We start from the raw sequence: 23,298 nt of genomic DNA on the forward strand, positions 1-23,298 counted from the left end.
GGCCGGGGCCGGGCCGGGGTGCCGCGCCGGGGCGCGGCCGGTCCTGGCCGCTTTCCGGGGTCCGCGACGGCGCCGGGGCGCCGCCGTTGCCGTTCGACGGGCCGGGCACCGGCTTGCGGCCGCCGGGCCTACCGCCGGGTTTGCCGCCTCCCGCGGCGAACGCGTCCCGCAGCCGCCGGGCAACAGGTGCCTCGACGGTGGAGGACGCGGATTTCACGAACTCGCCCTGCTCCTTCAGCTTGGCGAGAACTTCCTTACTGGTGACACCGAGCTCTTTCGCGAGCTCGTGCACGCGGGCCTTGCCTGCCACTGCTCTCCTCAACTGGTGAGGCCAGCCGGCGGTAAGGGACCCGCTGACCTCGTCCTATCGTCGCGCGTTCATGGCTTCAGCTTCACGGCTGACTCATGACGGGTCGACCTGCTTCCTTCGTTTCGTTCGGGCGGGGGAGGCTCCCCCGCCCGTCATCCGGCGTGCGGCCGCAGATACCGCCGCACGGCCTCGACGCCGAGTGTTCCAGAGCTTCGTAACGCTCTGGGAAACGCCCGCCGCCGCTCGGCCTTGGCCAGGCAACCGGGATCGGGATGCAACCAGGCACCCCGGCCCGGCAACCGCCGACGCTCGTCGACGACCACCTGCCCGTCCTTCGCGACCACTCGCAGCAACTCACCGACCGAAGCCCGCCTCCGGCACCCCACGCACAGACGGACCGGTGCCTCCCGGTGCCGGTCGCGCGCGTTACCCGAACGCGGGCTTTCAACCATCTTCGAGTCTAGCTGGTGGTCCGTCACTCAGCCGAACCGGTTGTCGCGGGGCGCGCTGTGGTGCCGGACTCACTTCCGGCCGCGTCGCTGCGGATGTCGATCCGCCAGCCCGTCAGCCGTGCGGCGAGGCGGGCGTTCTGCCCCTCCTTGCCGATCGCCAGTGAAAGCTGGAAGTCCGGCACCACCACTCGCGCGGTCTTCGCACGCTCGTCCACGACGGTGACTGACACAACCTTCGCGGGCGAGAGCGCATTCCCCACGAATCGGGCGGGATCCTCGGAGTAGTCGATGATGTCGATCTTCTCCCCGGCCAGCTCGCTCATCACGTTGCGCACGCGCGCGCCCATGGGGCCGATGCACGCGCCCTTCGCGTTCACGCCGGGCACGGTGGACCGCACGGCGATCTTGGACCGGTGCCCGGCCTCGCGGGCGACCGCGGCGATCTCCACCGCGCCGTCGGCGATTTCGGGGACCTCCAGCGCGAACAGCTTCCGCACCAGATTGGGATGCGTGCGCGAGAGCGTGATCTGCGGGCCGCGGCTGCCGCGCGAGACCGTCACCACGTACGCCTTGATCCGGCTGCCGTGCTGATAGGACTCGCCGGGCACCTGCTCGGCCGCGGGCAGCACGCCCTCGATGTCGCCGACCTGGATGATGACCATGCCGCGCGCGTTGGCGCGGGCGTCGCGCTGGACCACCCCGGCGACGATCTCCCCTTCCTTGGCGGAGAACTCACCGTAGGTCTTCTCGTGCTCGGCGTCGCGCAAGCGCTGCAGGATGACCTGCCGGGCGGTGGTGGCGGCGATCCGGCCGAAGCCCTCGGGCGTGTCGTCCCATTCCTCCTCGATTTCACCGTCCTCGCTCAAGGTATGCGCGAGGACGCGCACGTAGCCCGTCTTGCGGTCGATGTCGATACGGGCGTGCTGCTGATGACCCTCGGTGTGCTTGTACGCGGTCAGCAGCGCTGTCTCGATGGCCTCGAGCACGGTTTCGAAGGGGATGTCCTTGTCCCGCTCGATCGCGCGCAGTGCGGCGATGTCCACGTTCACTTCGGCTCCTCCTCCGTCCCGGCGGTGTCGATCATCCCCGAGGCGTCTTGCTCCAGCAGTTTCAGGTCCTCCGTCGGCGGTTGCTTGAACTCGATCTCGATGACCGCCTTGGCCACGTCGCGATAGCGCACGTCACGGATCCCGCCGTCGGCGAGCACGCGCGCGGCCTCGGGCCCGGCGTGGCCCACACGGCCGAGGAAGCCGGGGCCTTCGTACGGGGTGATCCGCGCCAGGCGGAACTTCGCGCGCCGCCAGTGCCGCTGGGCCGTCAGCGGGCGGTCCACCCCCGGGGAGGTCACTTCGAGGGTGTAGGCGCCCGCGATGAGATGATCATGGGCGTCCAGCACCGCCGACACGGCGCGGCTGACCTTCGCGACCTCGTCGAGTCCGACGCCGTCGTCGGCGTCCACGACGACCTTCACCAGCTTGCGCCGCCCCGCCTGCTGGACTTCGAGCGCGTCGAGGTCGAAACCAGCGCCGGCCACCGCCTCGGCCACGATGGGCTCGAGTTCGCCGGCGAGTTCTCCTGGCACCTTGGCGCTCTCTCTCCTGTTGAATCGGTTGTCGATGAGGGAACAGCTTACTGTGCCGTTGGCTACCAAGCCGACCAGCAGTCACGGCGATCGACCAATCGTAGGTCGGCTGCCGGTCGTCGGGCGGGCCTACTCTTGGTCGGCTTGGTAATGGGCCGACCCCCGTCACCGCCCGTGGTCGTCACGGCCCTGGCAGGATGGCGCGACGTGACCACCCGTACCCGTCGCGACGTCCTGCGGCTGAGCGCGCTGGCGGCCGCCGCCGTCCCGCTCGCCGCGTGCAGCACCGGCTATTCCGACGCACCCGATCCGCTCACGCTGCTCGCCGAACAGGCGACCGCGGATGCCGCCGCCGCGAACGCGTTGGCCACCGGATCGTCCACAGAGGCCGGTCTCGCACGGCAGGTCGCGGTGGCGCGCGGCGAGCACGCGCGGGCCCTGCAGGCGGAAGTCGACCGGCTCAACCGGCCCAAGTCGACGGTGCCCGTGGTCAACCCACGTGACGGCGGGCTCGCCGGGCTCAAACAGCGGCTGGCCACGGCACGTGGACAGACGGAACCCCTGGTCGGCGGTCTCGGGCGGTACCGCGCGGGCCTGGTGGCCGCGGTCGCGGCCGGATGCGCGGGGTTGCAGCAGCTGAGTGACCAGCTGGGGCCGGGTACCGATCCGGGCCCCGTCAGGCCCGTGACCTCCGTGCCGGGCGACGCGGTCGCGCCGCTGCAGGAGGCCCTGGACACGGAGCACGCCGCGGTATGGGTGTACGGGCTCGTAAGCGCTTACCTGCCGGCGAAGTACAACGCGGGGGTCGCGGACGGATCGCAGGAGCACCAGGACCGCCGCGACGCGTGCGAGCGGATGCTCGACGCCGCCGGCGTGACCCCGGACGGTCCGCAACCCGCCTACGTCACGCCGAAACCGGTCACGGACGCGACGTCCGCGAAGAGCGTCGTGGCGAGCGCGGAAGCCGACACCGCGAAGGCGTGGGCCGGGGTGATCGCCCGCACGGACGACCAGGCGCTGCGGGCGGTGGCGTTGACGGCGTTGCTGGGCTCGGCCCGGCGCGGCACCCGCTGGCGCGACGCGGCCGGTGAGTCCCCCGCAGCGGTCGCCCTCATCGGGGTGACCGCCGGTTAACCCAGCCGGGTGGCCAGATCCAGGGCCTCGGTGTTGACCCGGCCCAGGGTGGCACGGTCCTGACGGCCGTCGAAGAATGCGGACAGGACGATCGTGACGCGGTTGCCGTCCGCGTGTGAGGCGTACTCGCCGCCCGCGAGGGCCGGGGCGCCCGCGATCCGGGCTGTCCCGTCGTGGACGAGGTCCAGGACGTTGCCGGTGCCGTCGGTGTCCACGAGCGCCTTGAGCCGCCCCGCTCCGGCGTCCGTCGGCATCGTCACGACCACGACCGACACCAGCGCCTTCGAGCCGCTCGCGTTCGTGGTGAACAGCGCGCGGGTCAGCTTCCGGCAGGCATGGTCGGCGAACCACCTCCTGACCTCACCGGTCGACTTGCCGGCGCAGTCGGTGCCCGCGACGGGGCCGCCGGCCGCGGTGAAGCTGAACTCCTTGGCCGGCGCCTGCGCGACCGGCGCTTCGGGTTCGTGCCGGATCAGCCACCAGACCAGCCCGGCCACCACGGCGACGGCGACCAGGCCCATGGCCTTGAGCAGCCGGGCACGGCCGCGCGCCGGGGCAGCGGGGATCCGGGGCAGCGGCGCGGTACCGCCACCGCCGGCCGGGGGGTACTGCGGTGCAACCACGGAGGGACACCGTACTGGACGGTTCACCCGGCCGGGCGGGAATCGGTGTTATCTCACTACCGCTCACCACGCGACCGGCAACGCGGTAAGGCCTCCGGTGAGCATGTCCTGACGCATCCGCAGCTCGTCCACGCCCGCCGCGAGCCGCATCCCCGGGAAACGCTCGACGAGCTGCGTGAACACCGCCCGCAGCTCGATCCGCGCGAGCGGCGCGCCGAGGCAGTACCGCGCGCCGTGGCCGAAGGCCAGCTGCGCCCCGGCCGCGCGCGTGACGTCGGCCCGGTCCGGGTCCGCGAAGACCGCCGGATCGTGGTTGGCCGCCGTGATGTCCAGCAGCACCAGCTCGCCGGCGCGCACGGTGACGCCGCCGATCTCCAGGTCCGTGCGGGCGTAGCGGGGAATGCCGCCGCTGCCCCGGCCCGGCGCCCGCAGGATCTCGTCCACCGCGTTCGGGACCAGACCGGGGTCGCGGACGAGGACCTGCCACTGATCACGGGCCAGCAGGTGCAGCGCCCCCAGCCCGATCTGGACGACGGTGGTCTCGTGCCCGGCGAACAGCAGCCCCATCGTCAGCCCCGCGGCCTCCTCGTCGGAGACGCCCTCGGTCGCGCACAACCGCGAGATCACGTCGTCGCCGGGATCGGCGCGCTTGCGCTCGACGAGCCGCCGGCTGTACCCGAACAGCTCGGCCAGGCCCCGTTCGGAGGGGGCCCGGTCACGCGTGTTGGCGACGTCGACCGTCCAGGCGCGGAACTGGTCGCGGTCGGCGTAGGGCACGCCGAGCAGCTCGCAGATCACCAGGATCGGCAGTGGCACCGCGAGCGCCGCATGCAGATCCGCGGGCGGCCCTTGTGCGGCCAGCCCGTCGAGCAGTTCCGCCGCCAGCGCTTCGACCCGCGACCGCAGCGCCCGCAGATGTTTCGGGGAGAAATGCGGTTGCAGCAGGGCGCGCATGCGGGCGTGGTCGGTCTGCTCGGTGCCGAAGTCGCCGAGCGGGCCGCCGAACAACGCCGACTCGCCGGTGCGCGCCGCCTTCTCCGGCGCGGGATGCGAGCGGCCGAGGCGGTCGTCGTCGAGCAGCCGCCGCACCTCGGCGTGACCGGTCACCAGCCAGGCCTCGTCGCCCACCGCGGTCCGCACCCGGTGGACCGTCCCCTCGCTCTGCAGTTCACGCAATCGCGGCGCGACACGCAGCGGATCCGGCTGTTCGAAGGGCAGCTGCGCCACGGCGCTCATCACGACCTCCAGTGGTTGAAACCAGCTTGTATAAGTAGTCTTAAACAAAGGTACTTGTATAGTCCCGGATCGACAAGAGGAGGTGCGATGGTCGCGGACGGCAAGGCCGCCGCCCGGCGCCTGCCGCGGGCCGAGCGGCGCGAACAGATCCTCGCGGCGGCCACCCGCGCCTTCGCCCGCGCCGGCTACGCGGCCACCGGTCTGGACCAGGTCGCCGCCGAGGCCGGGGTCACGCACGTGATCGTCTACCGGCATTTCGCGTCGAAGGCCGATCTCTACCGCGCCGTGCTCGACCGCGCCAAGGACCGGTTGTCCGAGACCGTCGGCCGGGGAACCTACGACGAAGCCGCGATCCCCGCCCTGCTGCGCGCCGCGTCGGACGACCCCGACGGGTTCCGCCTGCTGTTTCGCCATGCGGCAAGGGAACCGGAGTTCCGCGACGTCGTCGACGGCATCCGCGCGGCCTCGACCGAGATCGCCCAGCGCCACCTCGCCGAGGCCGTGCCCGAGGGCCCGTGGCAGGACTGGGCGGCAAGCCTGATCCCCACCGTCGTGCTCGAAGCCGTCATCGCCTGGCTCGACGCCGGCCGGCCGGACCCCGAGCACGCCCCGGGCCGCATCGGCTACATCGTCGGTGAAGTGATCCAGGCCGCGCGGTCGGCTTAGCCCGCCGCGCGCAGCTGGGACGTGCCGATTTCACCGAGGTCGCGGCCTTTGACCTCGGGCAGGAGCGCGCCGCACACGATGATGCCGAGAGCGAAGACGAGCATGGACGGGCCGAAGCCCAGCTTGGCGATCAGGGTGGGGTGAGCAGTGCCGAGGCCGTCGCGGCGGTGCGGGTCCAGCTGGTGCTGAAACCTCGTGCGGTGCCGCGGATCTGGGCGGGGAACAGTTCCGCGGTGTACTGCCAGATGGCCTGGTTCACGCCGCCCCAGTAGGCGAACGCGCCGACCGCGAAGATCGCGAAGACGGCGCCCGCGTGGTCCTTCGACAGTCGGATCCACGCGGCGAGCAGGAGGGAGAGCGTGGTGATGACACCGCCGGCGATGAGCAGGGGTTTGCGGCCGACGCGGTCGGTGACCGCGATGTTGACGATGTTGCCCAGCAGGTACGCGCCCCAGATCGTCATGCCGAACAGGATCGCCGCCCGGTCGCTGGTGGCACCGACCACTTTGGCCAGGAAGGCCGAGTAGGAGCCGAGGAACAGGGAGGCGATGCTGCCGCACACGCAGAGCGCGCTGAGCACGATCAGGTTGCGCCGGTACGGCCCGGCGAGCAGCGCTATGCTGCGCTTGAGCTGCGAGCCTTCGGGCAGCCGCGCCGTGGATTCGGGTGTGATCCCGGCCCATTCGCTCACGTTCGCCGCTTCCGTGGCCCGGCCCATCGACGCGATGGACGAGGTGGGCGGGCCGTGGACGCACAACCACTATCCGGCGGGCTGGGCGCAGGCCGGCAACACCCCGTTCAAGTACTACAAGAGCTACACCTTCTCGGGGGGAATCCGGACCCCGCTGATCGTGAAACCGCCGGCCGGGATCTCGAGCGTGCCAGGGGTTCGCGACCAGTTCCACCACGTCATCGACCTCGCTCCGACGCTGCTCGACCTCGCCGCCGTGACACCGCCAAGGACCTATCGCGGTGTGCCGCAGATGGAGCTGCACGGCGTGTCGCTGCGCTACACATTCGACAGTCCACAAGCACCATCTACAAGGGACAGACAGTACTTCGAGACGGCAGGGCAGCGCGGGTTGTGGCGCGCCGGGTGGAAGGTACTCACCAAGCACGAGTCCGGCACACCCTACGACGAGGACCGTTGGGAGCTCTACCAGGTCGACACCGACCGTGCGGAAACCCGGGACCTGGCGGCCGAGCACCCCGGCCTGGTCAAGGAACTGGTGGAGACGTGGTGGGCCGACGCCGAGCGTTACCACGTGCTTCCGCTCGACGACCGGGGCCGGGACCGCGCCGCCGCCACCGATCCCGCTGCGCGCGGCCGCACGTACTTCCGGTTCCTGCCCGGCACCCGCGCGCTCAACCGGGTGCTGGGCCCGGATTTCGCCGCACGATCGTTCCGCGTCACCGCCCACGTCGGCCGTGCCGGTGCCGGCGTCCTGCTGGCGCACGGCCGTCGCGCGGCGGGATTCTCCTTGTACGTCCAGGAGAACCGTCTCTGGTTCGACTACAACCTCGCCGGGCGCCACACCCTCATCCGCAGCGATCGCCCGGTCCCGCCCGGCGAATCCGCCCTCGCCGTCGAACTCGCGCGCGACGGTGAGGGCGCCGACGCGACCCTGCTGATCGACAGCCGGCCGGCGGGGCGGGCGCACCTCGACCGCACCCTGCCCGGCGGGTTCGGTTGCCTGAGCACGCAAGCCGGTCACAACAGCCCGTCACCGGTGAGTCCTCGCTACGACAGCCCGTACCGGTTCACCGGCACCCTGCACCACGTCGAGATACACCTCGCCCCGGACCAGGCCGACACGACCGGCGACGAATGGCTCGGCGCGCTCCAGCGGGATTGAGCTCAGCGCACCGCGCGCAGCACCAGTTCCAGGTCGGCGAGCGTGTTGTAGAGATGGAACCCGATCCGTGCCCTGCCCGCGCGGGCGCTCGCGACGACGCCCGCCGCCTGGAGTTGTTCGGGATCCGCGTCGAACGAGACGATCGCGGACCCGCGGGCGGGCAGGCCGAGGCCTTCGAGCAGGGTGTCGGCGAGCCCCACGCAGTGCGCACGCACGGCCTCGAGGTCCAGCGAGGCCAGGTACGGCAAGGCGACCGCCGCCCCCACCTGGGCCAGCCACACCGGCGACAGGTCGTACCGGCGGGCGCCCCCGGCCAGCCGCAGCGGCATCCCGTACAGCGACTGCCACGGATCCTCGCCCGCGTACCAGCCGGCGCTGACCGCCCGCCCGCGATCGAGGGCCCGCGGGTGCACCGCGAGCCAGGCCGAGCCGCGCGGCGACAGCAGCCACTTGTAGCCGGCCGCGACCACCCAGTCGGCCCACTCCAGGCTCAGCGGCAGCCAGCCCGCGGCCTGGCTCGCGTCGAGTACGACGGGTACGTCCGCCGCTTCGGCCGCCGCGCGCAGCGCGTCCAGATCGACGATCGCCCCGTCTGCCGACTGCACGACGCTCACCGCGACGAGATCGTGCCCCGCCACCGCTTCAGGCAGTTTCTCCAGCGGCATCTCGGTCACGCTCACCCCGGGTACGGCCGCGAACGGGAAGGTCACGCTGGTGAACTCCCCCTCGGCGACGAGCACGCGGGCACCCGCGCGCAACCCGGCAGCGACCACGGCCAGCATCTGCGAGACGGAAGCGCCGACCGCGACCCGCTCGCCGGGCGCGCCGATCAGGTCCGCGAAGGCCTGGCGCCCGCGCGCGACCGCCTCGTCGAAGTCCGCGGGCTGGGTGCCGGCGCGTCGCCACCGGTCTACCCAGGCGGCCACCTCCTCGCCCGCGTGCACCGGCGGGACGCCGATGCTCGGGGTGTTGAGGTATCCGTCCGGAATGTCGAACTGTGCTCCAAAGGCAGTGCGCATGGCTCCACTCTGCCCTGGTTCTCAGTCAACTCACAGGTGACCGATGGTTCGTTTTCAGGGTGAGCCCGCAGACTGGCGACGTGCCGAGAGATCGACTGCCGTGGACCAGCCGCGCCGCCGTGCTGCTGCCGAGCCCGTCCGCGACGCCGTTCACGTTCTGGTATCTGACGCTGCTGCTGGCGACGACGGTCCTGCAGCGGGTGGTCGGCGAATCGGTGTCCGCGCGCCTGCTCGCCGGGGCCAGCACGGACGCGCACAACCTGTGGCACCGGCCGGTGATGAGCCTGATCAGCAGCGCGCTGTGGATCGAGGACTCCGGCTGGCTGGTCTACGTGCTGATCTTCGCGCTCGCGGTCGCGCCGCTCGAACGGCGGGTGGGCGCGGGCTGGACGTTCGCGGTGTTCGCCAGCGGGCATGTCCTCGCGACGCTCGCCACGGAACTGCCGGTGATGGTGGCGCTGCGTCAGGGCTGGCTGCCCGCCGCGGACGGGCGTTGGCTCGACATCGGGGTCAGCTACGGGTTCTTCGCGACCGCCGGGGCGATGGTGCCGATCCTCGCGAAGCGGCTGCGGCTCGTCGCCGTGGCCGTCATCGAGGTGCTCATCGTCGTGATCTACCTCACGGACGATCCGGGCTCGCTGCTGTCGATCGTGACCGTCGCGGGGCACGCGATCGCCGCGCATATCGGGATGCTGGGCTGGTGGCCGTGGTTGCGGCGGCGCGGGCTCGCCGGCACGCTGCGGTTCACCCGGCCCCCGAAGCCGGCCCCGGAAGATCAGTTCGGGCCGGACTCTCCCTTGGCCGGTTCCGGTACGCGGTAGACGATGAAGGCATGCGGTGGCTCGAACTCGAAGGGGCGGCGAACGCCCGTGATGTGGGCGGGTTGCCCACCTCGGACGGCGGCACGATCGCCGAGCGGACTCTCCTGCGCGCGGACAACCTGCAGGGCCTGACACCCACGGACGTCAAGCTCCTCGTCGAGGAGTTCGGCCTGAGCACCGTCGTCGACCTGCGCAGCACGCACGAGGTCGAGGCCGAAGGGCCTGGTCCGCTTCGTGCGATCGGCACCGTGCGCCATGTGCAGCTGTCGATGCTGCTCGAGCGGGAGTACTCGGCCGAGGCGCTCTTCGCGCGGCGCGAGAAGGCGCTCGCCCGCTACCCCGACGACCCGATGTGCGCGCTCTACCTGGGCTACCTCGAAGACCGGCCGGAGAACGTGGTCGCCGCGCTGCGCACGATCTCCGAATCGCCGAACGCGGCGCTCGTGCACTGTGCCGCGGGCAAGGACCGGACCGGCGTGGTTGTCGCGCTTTCGCTGACCGTCGCCGGTGTGGCCCGCGACGCCGTGGTCGCCGACTACGCCGCCAGCGGCACCCGGATCGACGGCATCATGGCGCGGCTGCTGGCTTCGCCCACCTACCGCCCGGACCTCGAAAAACGCGGCGGCGGCAGCGACGCGCACCGTCCCCGGGCCGAGACGATGGAGGCGTTCCTCACCGAAGTCGGCTCCCGTTACGGCGGCGTCCTCGCGTGGCTCGAGCGCCATGGTTTCGGCGAGGACGAGGCGGACCGGTTACGGACGAAGCTCGTGGCGTAGCGCCGCGCCGCAACCAGCACTGTTCACCGAGGCGCCCACCGCCACCGGTCACCGCGGTGGCGCCCCCGCGACGAACCGGGCCAGCAGCTCTTCGAGCGTCTCCAGTTCGGTCTCGCTGAACATTCCGAACAGGTCTCGCGCCGACTCGCCCGCGAGCCGCCTCGCGGTGGCGAACGCGTCCTCACCCGACGATCGTCAGCCGCCGCGGGCGACCACCGTCGTCCGGCACCGGAACCTGTTGCCCGTGCCCACGGTCACGCATCTGCACGGCGGCCGCACCCCGCCCGCCGGCGACGGCTACCCCACCGATCTGGTCGCCCCGATGTCCACGGTGGACTACACGTATCCGCTCGACCAGCGCACCGCGACGCTGTGGTACCACGACCACCGGATGGACTTCACCGGGCCGGGCGTCTGGCGCGGGCTCGCCGGATTCCATCTGGTGCGCGACGACGAGGAGGGCGCGCTCGGGCTGCCCGCGAGGGAACTCCCGCTGATGATCACCGATCGCAGTTTCGGCGCGGACGGTTCGCTGCGGTACCCAGCCTCGACCCCACGCTGGCGGCGCCGGGTGTCACCGATCGGTACGCCGGCGGGGTGCTCGGCGACGTCATGCTGGTCAACGGCGCGCCCTGGCCGGTGGCCACGGTCGAGGGCGCCCAGTACCGGCTGCGGATCCTCAACGCGTGCAACGCCCGCCGCCTCGACCTGCGCCTGGACCCCGGCCGACCGCTCACCCAGATCGGCACCGATGGCGGCCTGCTGGCCCAACCTCTGCGGCATGAGCATTTCGTACTGGCACCCGCGCAACGCCTCGACGCGATCGTGGACTTCTCCGCCTACCCGCCCGGCACCGCCGTGAGCCTGGTCAACGACTTCGGCGAGGGGCGGATGGGCGAGGTGCTGCGGTTCCGCGTCGGCGAGCGGGCGCCGGACGGCTTCCGGTTGCCCGGCCGGCTGTCCACCATCGAACCGCTGGGCCCGCCGGCGGTGACGCGGACGCTGCATTTCCAGGCCGGCGGGACGAAAGGCTGGCTGATCAACGGCGAACTGTTCAGCCCGCACGCGATCGCGGCCAGGCCGGCGCTCGGCAGCGTCGAGGTATGGCGGCTGGTGAGCGATTTCCACCACCCGGTGCACCTGCACCTGAACCCGTTCCAGGTGCTCTCCCGGGGCCTCGCCGGGCCGGGCCCGTTCGACGCCGGGTGGAAGGACACGATCGACCTGCGCCCGGCGGAGGAGGCCGCGATCGCGATCCGGTTCGACGGCTACCGCGGCAAGTACGTGTTCCACTGCCACAACCTCGAACACGAGGACATGGCCATGATGGGCAATTTCGAGGTGACCTAGAGGTAGTCCGCCGTACTCCCGGCCAGGGGCAGTTCGGGCAGGCCGAGCTTGCGATGATCCCAGGACCGCACGCGCTTCGGATCGACGCGGACCGCGACGCGCTTGTTCATCATCGCGTCCACGGCGGGGCGGACCTCTTCGCTGTACGGACCGTTGTAGCGTTCCCACACGCTGATCCCGACCCGCAGGATGTCGTCCGGATCGTCGCTGATCACCGCATGCCCTTCGATCGACACGCCGCGCAGCTTGTCGTAGGTCAGCCCGTCCTCGATGAGCACCGTGATCCGGTCGTCACGGCGAAGGTTCACCACCTTCTGCGACTTGACCTTCGTCTCGAACCAGACCGTGCCGTCCACCACGGCGTACCACATCGCGACCAGGTGCGGCACGCCTTCCGGCCCCAGCGTCGCCATCGTCGCGGTGCGGCTGCGCGCCACGAACGCGGTGATCTCGTCCTCGCTCATGCGGATCTGCGCCCGCTGGTTCACACCCATCATCGGTCCAGGAATCTCAGGATGGCGGAGGCCATCGCGGCGGGGTCGCCGTCGCCGGGGCGTAACACGAGTTCGGGGGACACGGGTGGCTCGTACGGATCGTCGATGCCCGTGAACCCGCGGATCTCCCCCGCCCGCGCCTTGGCGTACATGCCCTTCGGATCGCGCGCCTCGCACACCTCGAGTGGCGTGTCCACGTAAACCTCCACAAAGGACAATCCGGCAACCTCGTGCGCGGCGCGGGCCTTCGCCCGGTCGCCACGGTAAGGACTGATCAACGACACTATCGCCACCGTCCCCGCGTCGGCAAACAGCTGAGCGACGGCCGTCACGCGGCGCACGTTCTCCGCGCGGTCCTGCCCGCTGAACCCCAGGTCGGCGTTGAGCCCGTGCCGCAGGTTGTCTCCGTCCAGCAGGTACGCGGGGCGCCCGGCCGCGACGAGCAGGCGTTCCAGCTCGGCGGCGACGGTCGACTTCCCCGAAGCCGACAGCCCCGTCAGCCAGACGGTCAGCCCGCGGGTCGGCCGCTCGTCGCGGGTGACGGTCGCGGCGTGCCAGACGACGCGCGTCGCCGGACCGGTGATCATGCCGGCGGCGACGGTGTTGTTCGTGACGTCGTCGACGAGGATGAAGCTGCCGGTCGCCCGGTTGCGCCGGTACGGGTCGAACAGCACCGGCTGCCGGGTGCGCAGCTGGATCCGGCCGATCTCGTTGAGTGCCAGCGAGGTCGCGGACTCGTCGCGGTGGAGGGTGTTGACGTCGAGCCGGTATTCGAGCGAGCGGACCTCGGCCGTCGCGGCGCGGGTGGTGTGCCGCAGCGTGTACGTCGCGCCGGGGGTGAGGCTCGAGCGGTCGGCGAACCAGCACACCATCGCGTCGAGGTCCTGCCCGCTGTGCGGCCGGTTGCCCGGGCGGCAGATCAGGTCGCCGCGGGCGATGTCCAGGTCGTCGGCGAGCTGGACGGTCACCGCCTGCGGGGCGAACGCCTCGGTGACCTCCTTGCCGCCGGGACCCCAGATGGCCCGGATAGTCGTGCGGAATCCGGACGGCAGCACGAGAACCTCGTCGCCGGGCTTGAACGTTCCGCCGGAAACGGTGCCCGCGTAGCCGCGAAAGTCACGGTCGTGCCGGCGGATCACGTACTGCACCGGGAACCGGGCGTCGATCAGGTTCCGGTCGGAGGCCACGTGCACCTCTTCGAGATGGTGCAGCAGCGGAGCGCCCTCGTACCAGGGCATGCTCGCGCCGCGGTGCACGATGTTGTCCCCGTGCAGCGCCGAGACCGGCACGAACGTCAGGTCCGGCACGTCCAGCTTCATCGCGAACCGGCGGAAATCGTCCCGGATCTCCTCGTAGCGCTCCCGCGACCAGCCGACGAGGTCCATCTTGTTGACGCACAGCACCAGATGCGGGATTCCGAGCAGGCTCGCGAGGAACGCGTGGCGCCGCGACTGTTCGAGCACGCCCTTGCGGGCGTCGACGAGGATCAGCGCGAGGTCGGCCGTCGAGGCGCCGGTGACCATGTTGCGGGTGTACTGGATATGGCCCGGTGTATCGGCGATGATGAATTTCCGGCGCGGGGTGGCGAAATAGCGATGCGCCACGTCAATGGTGATTCCCTGTTCGCGCTCCGCGCGCAATCCGTCGGTGAGCAACGCGAGGTTCGGGTATTCCTCACCACGCTCCCGGCTGGTGCGCTCCACCGCGGAAAGCTGGTCGGTGAAAAGCGTTTTGGAATCGAAGAGCAGCCGCCCGATCAAGGTGGACTTGCCGTCGTCGACACTGCCCGCCGTGGCGAGCCGGAGCAATTCCCGGGCCATCTCAGAAATAGCCTTCCCGCTTGCGGTCTTCCATTCCCGCCTCGGAGATCCGGTCGTCGGCCCGGGTCGCGCCGCGTTCGGTGACCCGGGTCGCGGCCGTCTCGGCGACCACCTCGGCGGGCGTGGCGGCCGTGGACTCGACGCAGCCGGTGCAGGTCGCGTCGCCGACGGTACGGAAGCGAACCGTTGCCGGGTAAGGCTGTTCCCCTTCGAAAAGGGTCAGGTGCCGGGTGCGCGCGAGGAGCATGCCGTCCCGCTGCACGACGTCGCGGCGGTGCGCGTAATAGAGGGAGGGGAGCTCGATTCCCTCGGCCGCGATATAGGACCAGATATCCAGCTCGGTCCAGTTCGACAGCGGGAAGACGCGAATGTGCTCACCCCGGCGATGACGGCCGTTGTAGAGATTCCACAGTTCGGGCCGCTGGTTGCGTGGATCCCATTGGCCGAACTCGTCCCGGAAGCTGAAGACCCGTTCCTTCGCCCGCGCCTTCTCTTCGTCACGCCGGGCACCGCCGAAAACCGCATCGAACCCGTTTTCCCTGATCAGCCGCAGCAGAGTGACGGTTTGCAGCCTGTTCCGCGAGGCGCGCGGGCCGGATTCCGCCACGACCCGCCCGGCGTCGATATCGTCCTGCACGCGGCCCACGACCAGCCGTACGCCGAGCTTCTCGACGGTCCGGTCCCGGAACTGGAGCACCTCGTCGAAGTTGTGCCCGGTGTCCACATGCGACACCGGGAACGGCGGCGGCGAGGGCCAGAACGCCTTGCGCGCCAGGTGCAGCATCACCACCGAGTCCTTGCCCCCGGAGAACAGCAGCACCGGCCGCTCGAAGGTGGCCGCCACCTCGCGGAACACGTGCACCGACTCCGCCTCGAGCGCGTCGAGATGGGACAGCTCGTAGGTGCTGGTCATGGAGGAAAATTAGAACACGTTCTTGCTTTCGGTCAATCCCCGGAGCATGCTGGCGGCATGGACCTCGTCGCGCTGGAAGAGATCAAACGCGTGAAGCACCGCTATCTGCGCTGCGTGGACCTGAAGCGGTGGGACGACGTCGCGGACACCTTCGCCCCGGAGGCGACCGCGAGCTACGGCACGCCCACCTACGGCGAGCCGATCACGCTCTCCGGACGCGACGCGATCGTCGGGTTCCTGCGCGAGAAGCTGGGCGGAAACATCATCACCACGCATTTCGCGGTGCAGCCGGAGATCGACATCGAGGGCGACACCGCGGCGGGGACCTGGCCGTTCGAGGACACCGTGATCGCCACCGAGTACCAGGTGATGATCAAGGGCGCGGCGGTGTACGAGGACCGGTACCGCCGCTGCGAGGACGGGCGCTGGCGTATCGCGCACACCGGCTACACCCGCACGTACGAGTTCATGCTCCCGCTCAAGAACCTGCCGAGTCTCAAGTTCACCGCCAACCGCTGGGCCGATCGCGAGAACGCGTTCTAGAGAGTTGAAAGGTGGTCTGCGTGGCGGTTTGGGTAGCGGAACCTGAGGCGGCCCACAGCAAGCGGCTCCGCCGCTTCCAAGAGCGCCTGTAGGAAGGATGCGATGCTCACCGACAAGTTCGCCGCCGCGCTCGGCGAGGCCGAGAAGATCATCGCCGGGGCGCCGCACGTCCGGACCGAGCAGGACCTCGTCGAGGGCTACGACTATCTCGCCGGCAGCATCCGGGCGTCGTTGCAGATGGCCTGGGCCTACGAGCGCGACTTCCCGTTCTTCGTCCAGTCCACCGGTCCGTACACGAAGATGGGCCTCGACAATCCCGACACCCTCTACTTCCACTCGTACCTGCGCGAAGACGCCGAGTACGTCGTCACCGGCACGCGCGGCACGACACGCGACCTGAGCTTCCAGATCCTCAACGGTGACTACTCCCCCGTCGACGTGCCGGACAGCCTCACCGCGTTCGACGACCGCCAGATCGACATCGCGGACGACGGCAGCTACGAGATCCGGTTCGGGCCGGGCAAGTCCGGGCCGAACTACTTCACGCTCGGGCCGGGCTCGGCGATGCTCGTCGCGCGCGAGGTGTACAGCGACTGGAGCCGCGAGGAGCGCGGCACGATCCGCATCCGGCGCGCGGACACGACCGGGCAGGCGCCGCCACCGCTCAGCCGTGACCTGCTGGAAAAGCGGTACGGCGTCGCCGGGAAGATCCTGCTGTCGCGGCTGAACACCTTCCTCGCGTTCCCGAAATGGTTCTACCTGAACCTGCCGGTCAACACGCTCACCGAGCCGCGCGCGACGCCGGGCGGGCTGAGCACGCAGTTCTCCTCGGTCGGGCACTACGACCTGGCCGACGACCAGGCCATGGTGGTCACGGTGCCGAAATCCGACGCGCCGTACCAGGGCATCCAACTCGGCAGCATGTGGTACATCTCGCTGGACTACCTCAACCACCAGACGAGCCTCACCGCCGATCAGGCTCGCGTCGACCCGGACGGGAAGATCCGGTTCGTGATCAGCGAACGCGACCCGGGTGTCGCGAACTGGCTGGAGCGCACCGGGCACAGCCGCGGGTACATCCAGATCCGCTGGCAGCAGCTTTCCCGTGACCTCACGCCCGCGGACGGGCCCGACTTCGAGGTGGTCGAAGTGGACGATCTCGCGAGCACGCTTCCGTTCTACGACAACGCGAAGATCACTCCCGGCGAGTTCGCCGACCGGATCGCGGCCCGCCAGGCCGCCGTCGCGCGGAGGATGCTCGGCTGATGCTGCTCCAGGACAAGGTCGTCGTGGTTTCGGGGATCGGCAGCGGTCTCGGCCGCGCGATCGCTTTGCAGTGTGCGCGGGCGGGCGCCGACGTCGTGCTCGCCGCGCGCACGGAGGCCCGGCTCACCGAGGTCGCGAAGGAGGTCACCGACTTGGGCCGCCGGGCGGTCGCCGTGCCCGCCGATGTGACCGACGAGACCGCCGTCGGTACCCTGTTAAGCTCCACTGTGGACGCCTTCGGCCGGGTGGATGCCTTGGTGAACAACGCGTTCGCGATGCCACCGATCCGGGAGCTGGCGAAAGTGGAGCTCGACGAGGTGCGCGCTTCGTTCGAGACCAATGTGTACGCCGCGATCCGGCTGACCCGCGTTTTCGCCCCCGAACTCGAGAAGAGCCGCGGCTCCGCCGTGATGATCAACTCGGCGGTGCTGCGCCATTCGCAGCGCGGCTTCGGTCCGTACAAGATGGCGAAGTCGAGCCTGCTGGCCGCGGCGCAGGTGCTCGCCACCGAACTCGGGCCGCGCGGGATTCGCGTCAACTCGGTCGCGCCAGGCTATATCTGGGGTGACAACCTGAAGTTCTACTTCGACTACCTCGCGAAGAAGCGCGGCGTCACGGCCGAGGAGATCTATCAGGAGACGGCCGGCACGGTCGACCTGCGCAAGCTGCCCGAACCCGACGAGATCGCGGACGCCGTGGTGTTCCTCGCGTCGGATCTCGCGCGGGCGATCACCGGGCAGTGCCTGGACGTCAACTGCGGGGAGTACCACCTATGACGCGCGAAAACGTCGGCACGGTCGAGGATCTGCATGCCTCCGCCACCCGGTTCACCGGACTGGACGACTTCGGAACCGACGAACACCGCGAAGGTCTCGCGGTGTTGCTGGAATCCTACGAACGGGATGCCTCGCTGACGCCGTTCGGGAAGCGGGTCAAGCGCGCCTTCCTGCGCGGCGCACTGGTCGCGCGGCTGCTGAGCGAGGCCGCCTGGAAGGCGCATCCCGGGTACGCCGATGTGCCGGTCGAGCGGCCGATCTTCGTGACCGGGCTCCCCCGCACCGGCACGACGGCGCTGCATCGCCTGCTGACCGCGGATCCCGCGCACCAGGGGCTCGAGGTCTGGCTGACCGAGGTGCCACAGCCGCGGCCACCGCGCGCGACCTGGGCGGAAAACCCGGTGTTCCAGCGGATCCAGGCCGGGTACGAGCAACACCACATCGAGCATCCGGAATTCCTGGGCGCGCACGAGATGTCGGCCGATCAGGTCGAGGAATGCTGGCAACTGCTGCGGCAGACGGTGAAGTCGGTCTCCTACGAGTGCCTCGCGTATCTGCCCACGTATTCGGAGTGGCTTCGGACGCAGGACTGGACCGACGCCTACCAGCGCCACCGGCGGAACCTGCAGCTGATCGGCTTACCGGACAAGGACAAGCGGTGGGTGTTGAAGAACCCGAGCCACCTGTTCGCGCTCGACGCGTTGCTAGCGGTGTATCCGGATGCTCTCATCATCCAGACGCATCGGGCGCCGCGGACCATCATCGCGTCGGTGTGCAGCCTCAACGAGCAGGCTTCGCGCGAGTGGTCCACGGCCTTTCACGGTTCCGTGGTGGGCCAGGCGCAACTGGAGTTGTGGGCGCGCGGTGCGGAGAAGTTCCTCGACGATCGTCCGCGGTATGACCAGGCCCAGTTCTGCGATGTGTATTACGAGGATTTCGTGGCCGATCCCATCGGGACCGTCGAGTCGATCTACCGGCATTTCGGGCTGCCGTTCGGCGAGGACGCCCGTACGGCGATGACCGCGCTGAGCCGTGAAAGCGCTTCCCGGCCGGGGCACCGGTACGCACTGGCGGACTTCGGGCTCACCGCCGATCAGGTCGACGAGCGGTTCGCGCGCTACCAGGAAGCGCACGCTCGCACGACGTGACCGTCGCGGACCTCGATGTCCAGGCCGGCGCAGGCGGCGACGATCGCTTCGGGCCGGGCGAGTTCGAGCCAGACGAGCAGGTCGGCCGCGTCCTCGGGCGCGGCCCGCAAATCCGGCGGTCCGGTCGGCGCGAGGTAGCAGCGCAGTGACCACGGCGGTGTGGCGAGTTGCCGGAGCGCGAGCGCCTCGTGTTCGCGGTCGGGCACGACCACGTCCCCGCCGCGGGCGAGCGACTGCGGCTCGGCGTCCGGATCGACCCAGATCCGCACCGGCCGCCGGGCGTCCGGTTCGGGCGTCGTCACCGTGCCGGAGCCGCGCGGTTCGAACTCACCGGGCGCGTCGAGCCACGGGCGCGCGGTGGCGATCAGTTCGGTGAGGCTCGAGCAGGCGCTGGTCCGCCCGGTCGGCGCGGCGACGAGCCAGCCGCCGCCACGGGCGGTGACGCGGAGCCCGGGGCGAGCAAGCGCTTTCAGCGCCGCCGCGACGGCGCTTCTGGCGGGGAGCCCGGCCAGGAACGGCCGGGCCCAGTCGAGCTTGCCCTGCTCACCGCACGCCCCGCACATCAGGGCATCACGTCCCCCGAGTTGGGGCCGAGCGTCTGTCCACAGTAGAGGTTCCCACCCGGATCGCTGGCCAGGAGCACCGCCGTGGGAGCGACTTCTTCCGCCCGGCCGAAACGCCCGAGCGGCAACTCGGCACGTTTGGCGGTCTTCCACTCCTCGGTGATTCCCTCGACCATCGGCGTTTCGATCGGGCCGGGCGCGATCGCGTTCACCAGCACTCCCCGCCCGGACACCTCCAGCGCGAGTGACTTGGTCAGCCCGATCACCCCGGCCTTCGCCGCCGAGTAGTGCGCGAGCCCGTGCCCGCCCTTGATGCCGAGCTGGGAGGCGATGTTGATCACCCGCCCGCGCCCGCGCTCGACCATCCGGGGGACGACGTGGCGGCAGCACAGGAACACCCCGGTCAGGTCGACCGCGAGGGTCTGCGACCAGGTCGCCAGGTCCATCTCCACCACTGGCGCCTCGGTGAGGATGCCGGCCGAGTTGACCAGGATGTCGATCTCCCCAAGCCGTGCGCCGGCCGCCGCGACGGCCTCGGCGACGGAGTTCTCGTCCGTCACATCGACCGGCACCGAGTCGAAGTCGGTGGTGGCGGTCCGGTCGGCCACCACCACCCGCGCCCCCTCCTTCAGGTACGCGGTGGCGATGGCATGCCCGATCCCACTCGCCCCGCCGACGACGAGCGCCGTCCGGTTCTCCAGCAACGTCAACGCACCTACCTCCTCAACTCGCGCGAACGCCCAGCCCGCCCGCCACCAACTCACCCGCGCCGGGAGCCCAACCCACGCGCCGCGAAACCGAACCCACCCGCGACGAAAGCCGGACTCGCAGGCGGCGAAAGCCGGACTCGCGCAGTGCCAACCCCCAACTCGCCACCCACCGGGAAAGCCGGACTCGCGCACCGCGGAAGCCCGACTCGCGGGTGGCGAAAGCCGGACTCGCGGGTGGCGGGAGCCGGACTCGCCGGGGCATCAGGCGGGCATCCGGACGGTGAGGCCGCCGTCGACGGTGATCGTCTGGCCGGTGACGTAGGAGGCATCCGCCGAAGTCAGGAACCGGATCACCGAGGCGACCTCCTCCGGGCGGGCCGGGCGGCCGAGCGGGATGTCCCGGCCCGCCCGCTCGAGCCCTTCGGGGCCGAGCGAGTTGACCGGGTCCAGCGACTGCGGCGTCACGACAAAGCCGGGCACCACCGTGTTCACTCGGATGCCCCGCGGCGCGAGTTCCACCGCGAGGCTCCGGCTCAGCCCGAACACGCCGGCCTTCGCCGCACCGTAATGCGCGTGCTCGCCCCACCCGTACACGCCACCCGCGATCGAGGACACCGCGACCATCGCACCCGGCCCGCCCATCCTGGCCGCCGCGGCGCGGAACACCCGCAGCACCCCGGTCAGGTCGACCTGCAGCAGGTCGTCCCACGCGGCGTCGTCGAGTTCGGCGAGCGCGGCCTTGCGCAGCACGCCCGCGTTGGCGACCGCGAAGTCCAGCCGCCCCCACTCGTCGATCGCCCGCTGCGCGAAACCATCCACTTGGGATGATTCGCGCACGTCGACCTCGTGCACCACGCACTCCCCGCCGGCCGCCTTGACCGCAGCGACCGTCTCAACAGGATCGTGGGGGTCACCGGGGAAGGTGCCGACGACCGTGGCCACCCCGCGCTCGGCGTAGGCCACGGCCAGCGCGCGGCCGATCCCGCTCGCGGCACCGCTGATGATCGCGACCTCCATCATGCCTCCAGCGTCTTGACCTTGCGGGCGGCGAACATCACCAGACCGGACACGAACGTGCCGGCCGCGCCGACGAGCAGCGCCGCCGAGTTCCACGTCGCGCCCGAGGCGAGCATCGCCGTCGTGATCACCCCGGCGAGGATCGCGCCCGGCTGGGACAGCGCGTTCAGGAACGCCGTTCCCGTCGCCCGGCACCGGGTCTCGTAGCACTCGCCCATGTAGAACAGCAGCGCCGCGTACGGCCCGATCAGGAAGAACATCCCGAGCGAGTACAGCGTCACGACGGCGATCGTGCCACTCGCGACCGTCAGCGTGAGCGCGAACAGGACGCCGGAGATGAGCCAGCCGATCGCGATCACGTTGCGGCGACCGAACTTGTCCCCGACCCAGCCGTGGAACACGTAACCGAGATAGCCGATCGCGTTGATCACGATCAGCATCACCAGCGAACCGGTGAAGCTGACGCCCTTGCCCGAGGTCAGCACCGTCGTGCCCAGCACGCTGAACACCTGGATGCCGAACCAGTTGATCAGCCACGCGAAGCCCAGCACGAGCGTGTTGCGCAGCGCGGCGCCCTTGAAGATCGACGCCAGCGGAGCCGAGGGCTGATCGTCCACTCCGTACTCGCGGGCGAGCGCGGCAGCCTCGTTCGCCTTGCCCGCCTTGCGGAGCTTGCGCAGCTTCAGTTCCAGTTCGAACTGGGGGCTCTCCTTGAGGCCACGCCGCACGAGCGCGATCACGACCGCGGGGAACACCGCCAGCAGGAAGCAACCGCGCCAGCCGACCAGCGGCAGGAAGATCGCGACGAAGGCCGCGGCCAGCAGCACGCCGAGCGGCCACCCGCCCTGCACGAGACTGTAGATCAGGCCGCGGCGCTTCTTGATCTTCTCGTCCTCGGTGACCGCGTAGATCTCGTTGAGATACGTCGCGTTCACCGCCTGCTCGGACAGGCCGAGCCCGCCGAACGCCCGGACACCGACGAGGTACCCGGCGCCCGGGGTCGCGGCACTGAGCGCGGAGGCGACCGCGGTGCCCGAGACCGTCAGGATCATGCCGCGGCGGCGGCCGATCCGGTCCGCGATCGGGCCGACCGCCAGCGCGACCACCGCGGTCCCGACCGAGACCAAGGTGGACACCAGCGACGCGGTCGAGTCGCTCCAGCCGAAATAGCCGCCGATCTCCGGCAGCAGCGTGCCGAACAGGATGTAGTCGTAGACGGCGAACAGCCATGCGAAGAACGCGATGATCGTCGCCTTGCGGGTGGCCTTGACGCCGACCCGCGGAAAGGTGCGCACACCGGCGGAAGCCGCAGTGGACATGGGGGGACCCTTCTGGGGAAAGTACTCAGGAACGGGGGAACCGCGTGAGGAAATCGTCGGCGATTTCGTCGAAAGTGGACCAGCGCACGCCTTCGTGGCCGTTGATGTGCTCGATCAGGCGCTCGAGCATGAGCAGGTTCTGCGGGCGGCCCGAGACGTCCGGGTGGATCGTCATGGTGAACACGCCGTAGTCCAGCTCCCGGTAGACCCAGTCGAACTGGTCGCGCCAGGTCTGCTCGAGTTCGCGCGGGCTGACGAAGCCGTGGCTGTTGGCGCTGGCCTTGACGAACATCATCGGGGGCAGGTCGTCGAGGTACCAGTTCGCCGGAATCTCGACCAGGCTGGTCTCCTCGCCACGCACCAGCGGCTTCATCCACTCCTCCGCCGGCTTGGCGTAGTCGATCTTCGTCCAGCTGTCGCCGACGCGCACGTAGTACGGCGTGAAGTCGTTGTGCATCAACGAGTGGTCGTACTTGATGCCACGTTCGAGCAGGAGCTCGTTGGTGACCGGGGAGAACTCCCACCACGGCGCGACGTACCCGGTGGGCGCGGCGCCGGTCAGCTTCTCGATCAGCTCGATGCTGCGGTCGAGGATCGCGCTCTCCTGCGCCCGCGACATCGCGATCGGGTTCTCGTGCGAATAGCCGTGCGCGCCGATCTCGTGCCCGGCGTCGACGACCATCCGCGTCTGGTCGGGAAAGGTCTCGATCGAATGGCCGGGGATGAACCAGGTGGTGCGCAGATCGTTGCGCTCGAACAGTTTCAGCAGCCGCGGCACGGCGACCTCACCGGCGAACATCCCGCGCGAGATGTCGCACGGCGAGTCCTCGCCGCCGTACGAGCCGAGCCAGCCGGCCACGGCGTCCACGTCGACGCCGAAGGCGACACGAATTTCCTTGGGCAC

27 protein-coding genes and 1 pseudogene are annotated in these 23,298 nt (G+C 70.2%); 11 read left to right on the plus strand and 17 right to left on the minus strand.

What is annotated here, in order from left to right; translation table 11 throughout:
* The 4 genes from FG385_RS34885 to rimP form a co-directional block, all read right to left on the minus strand.
* Nucleotides 1-310 (minus strand): translation initiation factor IF-2 N-terminal domain-containing protein (locus FG385_RS34885; protein WP_235022647.1); only part of this gene is annotated, 310 nt, incomplete at its 3' end.
* A 152-nt stretch (nt 311-462) separates the two neighbouring features.
* A complete protein-coding gene (locus FG385_RS34890) occupies nt 463-654 on the minus strand; it encodes a YlxR family protein (RefSeq protein WP_235022663.1) in 192 nt (63 codons plus the stop codon).
* 131 nt (nt 655-785) lie between these two features.
* A complete protein-coding gene (gene nusA / locus FG385_RS18585; protein ID WP_139098037.1) occupies nt 786-1,811 on the minus strand; it encodes a transcription termination factor NusA in 1,026 nt (341 codons plus the stop codon).
* Complete coding sequence (gene rimP, locus FG385_RS18590) at nt 1,808-2,344, minus strand: ribosome maturation factor RimP (RefSeq protein WP_139098038.1); 537 nt, start codon at nt 2,342-2,344, stop codon at nt 1,808-1,810. The genes nusA and rimP overlap by 4 nt, the downstream gene beginning before the upstream one ends.
* Nucleotides 2,345-2,551: 207 nt before the next feature.
* Between rimP and FG385_RS18595 the strand changes: the two genes are divergently transcribed.
* Entirely contained in the window at nt 2,552-3,478 is a 927-nt protein-coding gene (locus FG385_RS18595) for a ferritin-like domain-containing protein (RefSeq protein WP_235022648.1), read from the plus strand.
* On the opposite strand, the gene FG385_RS18600 is transcribed toward FG385_RS18595, so the two are convergent.
* Nucleotides 3,475-4,101 carry a hypothetical protein gene (locus FG385_RS18600; protein ID WP_139098040.1) on the minus strand — a complete coding sequence of 209 codons (627 nt, stop codon included), beginning with the start codon at nt 4,099-4,101 and terminating at the stop codon, nt 3,475-3,477. The genes FG385_RS18595 and FG385_RS18600 overlap by 4 nt on opposite strands.
* A 63-nt stretch (nt 4,102-4,164) precedes the next feature.
* Nucleotides 4,165-5,337 (minus strand): cytochrome P450, encoded by a 1,173-nt coding sequence (locus FG385_RS18605; protein WP_139098041.1) that lies wholly within the window; start codon nt 5,335-5,337, stop codon nt 4,165-4,167.
* An 87-nt stretch (nt 5,338-5,424) separates the two neighbouring features.
* Between FG385_RS18605 and FG385_RS18610 the strand changes: the two genes are divergently transcribed.
* Nucleotides 5,425-6,003: a TetR/AcrR family transcriptional regulator gene (locus FG385_RS18610; protein WP_139098042.1), complete on the plus strand. Its 579-nt coding sequence runs from the start codon at nt 5,425-5,427 to the stop codon at nt 6,001-6,003.
* Nucleotides 6,004-6,133: 130 nt separating this feature from the next.
* On the opposite strand, the gene FG385_RS18615 is transcribed toward FG385_RS18610, so the two are convergent.
* The gene (locus tag FG385_RS18615) at nt 6,134-6,694 is read right to left on the minus strand and encodes an MFS transporter (RefSeq protein WP_160148840.1); all 561 of its coding nucleotides are present in this window, start codon (nt 6,692-6,694) and stop codon (nt 6,134-6,136) included.
* Between FG385_RS18615 and FG385_RS18620 the strand changes: the two genes are divergently transcribed.
* Nucleotides 6,672-7,859 (plus strand): sulfatase/phosphatase domain-containing protein, encoded by a 1,188-nt coding sequence (locus tag FG385_RS18620; protein ID WP_160148841.1) that lies wholly within the window; start codon nt 6,672-6,674, stop codon nt 7,857-7,859. The two genes, FG385_RS18615 and FG385_RS18620, sit on opposite strands and share 23 nt — an antisense overlap.
* Before the next feature lie 2 nt (nt 7,860-7,861).
* Here the strand turns inward: FG385_RS18620 and FG385_RS18625 are convergent, their stop codons facing one another.
* Nucleotides 7,862-8,878, minus strand: a complete 1,017-nt coding sequence (locus FG385_RS18625; protein WP_139098045.1) for an aminotransferase class V-fold PLP-dependent enzyme — start codon at nt 8,876-8,878, stop codon at nt 7,862-7,864.
* 80 nt (nt 8,879-8,958) lie between these two features.
* On the opposite strand from FG385_RS18625, the gene FG385_RS18630 reads away from it, so the two are divergent.
* The 3 genes and pseudogenes from FG385_RS18630 to FG385_RS35810 all read left to right on the plus strand — a co-directional run.
* Nucleotides 8,959-9,699 carry a rhomboid-like protein gene (locus FG385_RS18630; protein ID WP_200834524.1) on the plus strand — a complete coding sequence of 247 codons (741 nt, stop codon included), beginning with the start codon at nt 8,959-8,961 and terminating at the stop codon, nt 9,697-9,699.
* A gap of 11 nt (nt 9,700-9,710) precedes the next feature.
* Entirely contained in the window at nt 9,711-10,475 is a 765-nt protein-coding gene (locus FG385_RS18635; RefSeq protein ID WP_139098046.1) for a tyrosine-protein phosphatase, read from the plus strand.
* Nucleotides 10,423-10,872: pseudogene (locus FG385_RS35810) on the plus strand (multicopper oxidase domain-containing protein); the annotation flags it as partial. The gene FG385_RS18635 and the pseudogene FG385_RS35810, both read left to right, overlap by 53 nt.
* Here FG385_RS35810 and FG385_RS35815 read toward each other — a convergent pair.
* The gene (locus FG385_RS35815) at nt 10,812-10,979 is read right to left on the minus strand and encodes a hypothetical protein (protein ID WP_456061881.1); all 168 of its coding nucleotides are present in this window, start codon (nt 10,977-10,979) and stop codon (nt 10,812-10,814) included. The pseudogene FG385_RS35810 and the gene FG385_RS35815 overlap by 61 nt on opposite strands.
* A 93-nt stretch (nt 10,980-11,072) precedes the next feature.
* Between FG385_RS35815 and FG385_RS35820 the strand changes: the two genes are divergently transcribed.
* A complete protein-coding gene (locus tag FG385_RS35820; RefSeq protein ID WP_456061880.1) occupies nt 11,073-11,825 on the plus strand; it encodes a multicopper oxidase family protein in 753 nt (250 codons plus the stop codon).
* On the opposite strand, the gene FG385_RS18645 is transcribed toward FG385_RS35820, so the two are convergent.
* The 3 genes from FG385_RS18645 to cysD are packed head-to-tail and all read right to left on the minus strand — an operon-like array spanning nt 11,822 to nt 15,052.
* Nucleotides 11,822-12,322, minus strand: coding sequence for a pyridoxamine 5'-phosphate oxidase family protein (locus FG385_RS18645; RefSeq protein ID WP_235022649.1), 501 nt, complete (start codon nt 12,320-12,322; stop codon nt 11,822-11,824). The genes FG385_RS35820 and FG385_RS18645 overlap by 4 nt on opposite strands.
* Nucleotides 12,319-14,139 (minus strand): adenylyl-sulfate kinase, encoded by a 1,821-nt coding sequence (gene cysC / locus FG385_RS18650; RefSeq protein WP_139098047.1) that lies wholly within the window; start codon nt 14,137-14,139, stop codon nt 12,319-12,321. The genes FG385_RS18645 and cysC overlap by 4 nt, the downstream gene beginning before the upstream one ends.
* 1 nt (nt 14,140) lies before the next feature.
* Nucleotides 14,141-15,052, minus strand: coding sequence for a sulfate adenylyltransferase subunit CysD (gene cysD, locus FG385_RS18655; RefSeq protein ID WP_139098048.1), 912 nt, complete (start codon nt 15,050-15,052; stop codon nt 14,141-14,143).
* A 57-nt stretch (nt 15,053-15,109) separates the two neighbouring features.
* Here cysD and FG385_RS18660 point away from each other — a divergent pair, with 57 nt between their 5' ends.
* The 4 genes from FG385_RS18660 (at nt 15,110) to FG385_RS18675 (ending at nt 18,785) form a co-directional block, all read left to right on the plus strand.
* The gene (locus FG385_RS18660) at nt 15,110-15,595 is read left to right on the plus strand and encodes a nuclear transport factor 2 family protein (RefSeq protein ID WP_139098049.1); all 486 of its coding nucleotides are present in this window, start codon (nt 15,110-15,112) and stop codon (nt 15,593-15,595) included.
* A gap of 102 nt (nt 15,596-15,697) precedes the next feature.
* Nucleotides 15,698-16,861 carry a hypothetical protein gene (locus FG385_RS18665; RefSeq protein ID WP_139098050.1) on the plus strand — a complete coding sequence of 388 codons (1,164 nt, stop codon included), beginning with the start codon at nt 15,698-15,700 and terminating at the stop codon, nt 16,859-16,861.
* The gene (locus FG385_RS18670; RefSeq protein WP_139098051.1) at nt 16,861-17,637 is read left to right on the plus strand and encodes an SDR family oxidoreductase; all 777 of its coding nucleotides are present in this window, start codon (nt 16,861-16,863) and stop codon (nt 17,635-17,637) included. Before FG385_RS18665 ends, FG385_RS18670 begins: the two co-directional genes overlap by 1 nt.
* Complete coding sequence (locus FG385_RS18675; protein WP_139098052.1) at nt 17,634-18,785, plus strand: sulfotransferase family protein; 1,152 nt, start codon at nt 17,634-17,636, stop codon at nt 18,783-18,785. Before FG385_RS18670 ends, FG385_RS18675 begins: the two co-directional genes overlap by 4 nt.
* Here the strand turns inward: FG385_RS18675 and FG385_RS18680 are convergent.
* The 5 genes from FG385_RS18680 to FG385_RS18700 all read right to left on the minus strand — a co-directional run bounded on the left by FG385_RS18680 (nt 18,755) and on the right by FG385_RS18700 (nt 23,298).
* Nucleotides 18,755-19,348 (minus strand): hypothetical protein, encoded by a 594-nt coding sequence (locus FG385_RS18680; RefSeq protein WP_139098053.1) that lies wholly within the window; start codon nt 19,346-19,348, stop codon nt 18,755-18,757. The genes FG385_RS18675 and FG385_RS18680 overlap by 31 nt on opposite strands.
* Entirely contained in the window at nt 19,348-20,058 is a 711-nt protein-coding gene (locus FG385_RS18685) for an SDR family NAD(P)-dependent oxidoreductase (RefSeq protein WP_139098054.1), read from the minus strand. The genes FG385_RS18680 and FG385_RS18685 overlap by 1 nt, the downstream gene beginning before the upstream one ends.
* Nucleotides 20,059-20,319: 261 nt before the next feature.
* The gene (locus FG385_RS18690; protein ID WP_139098055.1) at nt 20,320-21,078 is read right to left on the minus strand and encodes an SDR family NAD(P)-dependent oxidoreductase; all 759 of its coding nucleotides are present in this window, start codon (nt 21,076-21,078) and stop codon (nt 20,320-20,322) included.
* Nucleotides 21,075-22,394 carry an MFS transporter gene (locus FG385_RS18695; protein WP_139098056.1) on the minus strand — a complete coding sequence of 440 codons (1,320 nt, stop codon included), beginning with the start codon at nt 22,392-22,394 and terminating at the stop codon, nt 21,075-21,077. The genes FG385_RS18690 and FG385_RS18695 overlap by 4 nt, the downstream gene beginning before the upstream one ends.
* A gap of 25 nt (nt 22,395-22,419) precedes the next feature.
* Nucleotides 22,420-23,298: a polysaccharide deacetylase family protein gene (locus tag FG385_RS18700; protein WP_139098057.1), complete on the minus strand. Its 879-nt coding sequence runs from the start codon at nt 23,296-23,298 to the stop codon at nt 22,420-22,422.

Origin of the sequence: Amycolatopsis alkalitolerans, from assembly GCF_006152065.1 — a bacterium.
Taxonomy (GTDB): Bacteria; Actinomycetota; Actinomycetes; order Mycobacteriales; family Pseudonocardiaceae; genus Amycolatopsis_E; species Amycolatopsis_E alkalitolerans.

What these genes read in the sequence shown, in the direction of transcription:
- FG385_RS18695 (WP_139098056.1), bottom strand. Translation starts at nt 22,394, where the DNA reads ATGTCCACTGCGGCTTCCGCCGGTGTGCGCACCTTTCCGCGGGTCGGC.
- FG385_RS18625 (WP_139098045.1), bottom strand. Translation starts at nt 8,878, where the DNA reads ATGCGCACTGCCTTTGGAGCACAGTTCGACATTCCGGACGGATACCTC.
- FG385_RS18660 (WP_139098049.1), top strand. Translation starts at nt 15,110, where the DNA reads ATGGACCTCGTCGCGCTGGAAGAGATCAAACGCGTGAAGCACCGCTAT.
- FG385_RS18635 (WP_139098046.1), top strand. Translation starts at nt 9,711, where the DNA reads ATGCGGTGGCTCGAACTCGAAGGGGCGGCGAACGCCCGTGATGTGGGC.
- FG385_RS18610 (WP_139098042.1), top strand. Translation starts at nt 5,425, where the DNA reads ATGGTCGCGGACGGCAAGGCCGCCGCCCGGCGCCTGCCGCGGGCCGAG.
- cysD (WP_139098048.1), bottom strand. Translation starts at nt 15,052, where the DNA reads ATGACCAGCACCTACGAGCTGTCCCATCTCGACGCGCTCGAGGCGGAG.
- FG385_RS18680 (WP_139098053.1), bottom strand. Translation starts at nt 19,348, where the DNA reads ATGTGCGGGGCGTGCGGTGAGCAGGGCAAGCTCGACTGGGCCCGGCCG.
- FG385_RS18645 (WP_235022649.1), bottom strand. Translation starts at nt 12,322, where the DNA reads ATGATGGGTGTGAACCAGCGGGCGCAGATCCGCATGAGCGAGGACGAG.
- FG385_RS18605 (WP_139098041.1), bottom strand. Translation starts at nt 5,337, where the DNA reads ATGAGCGCCGTGGCGCAGCTGCCCTTCGAACAGCCGGATCCGCTGCGT.
- FG385_RS18675 (WP_139098052.1), top strand. Translation starts at nt 17,634, where the DNA reads ATGACGCGCGAAAACGTCGGCACGGTCGAGGATCTGCATGCCTCCGCC.
- FG385_RS18665 (WP_139098050.1), top strand. Translation starts at nt 15,698, where the DNA reads ATGCTCACCGACAAGTTCGCCGCCGCGCTCGGCGAGGCCGAGAAGATC.
- FG385_RS18670 (WP_139098051.1), top strand. Translation starts at nt 16,861, where the DNA reads ATGCTGCTCCAGGACAAGGTCGTCGTGGTTTCGGGGATCGGCAGCGGT.
- FG385_RS18690 (WP_139098055.1), bottom strand. Translation starts at nt 21,078, where the DNA reads ATGATGGAGGTCGCGATCATCAGCGGTGCCGCGAGCGGGATCGGCCGC.
- cysC (WP_139098047.1), bottom strand. Translation starts at nt 14,139, where the DNA reads ATGGCCCGGGAATTGCTCCGGCTCGCCACGGCGGGCAGTGTCGACGAC.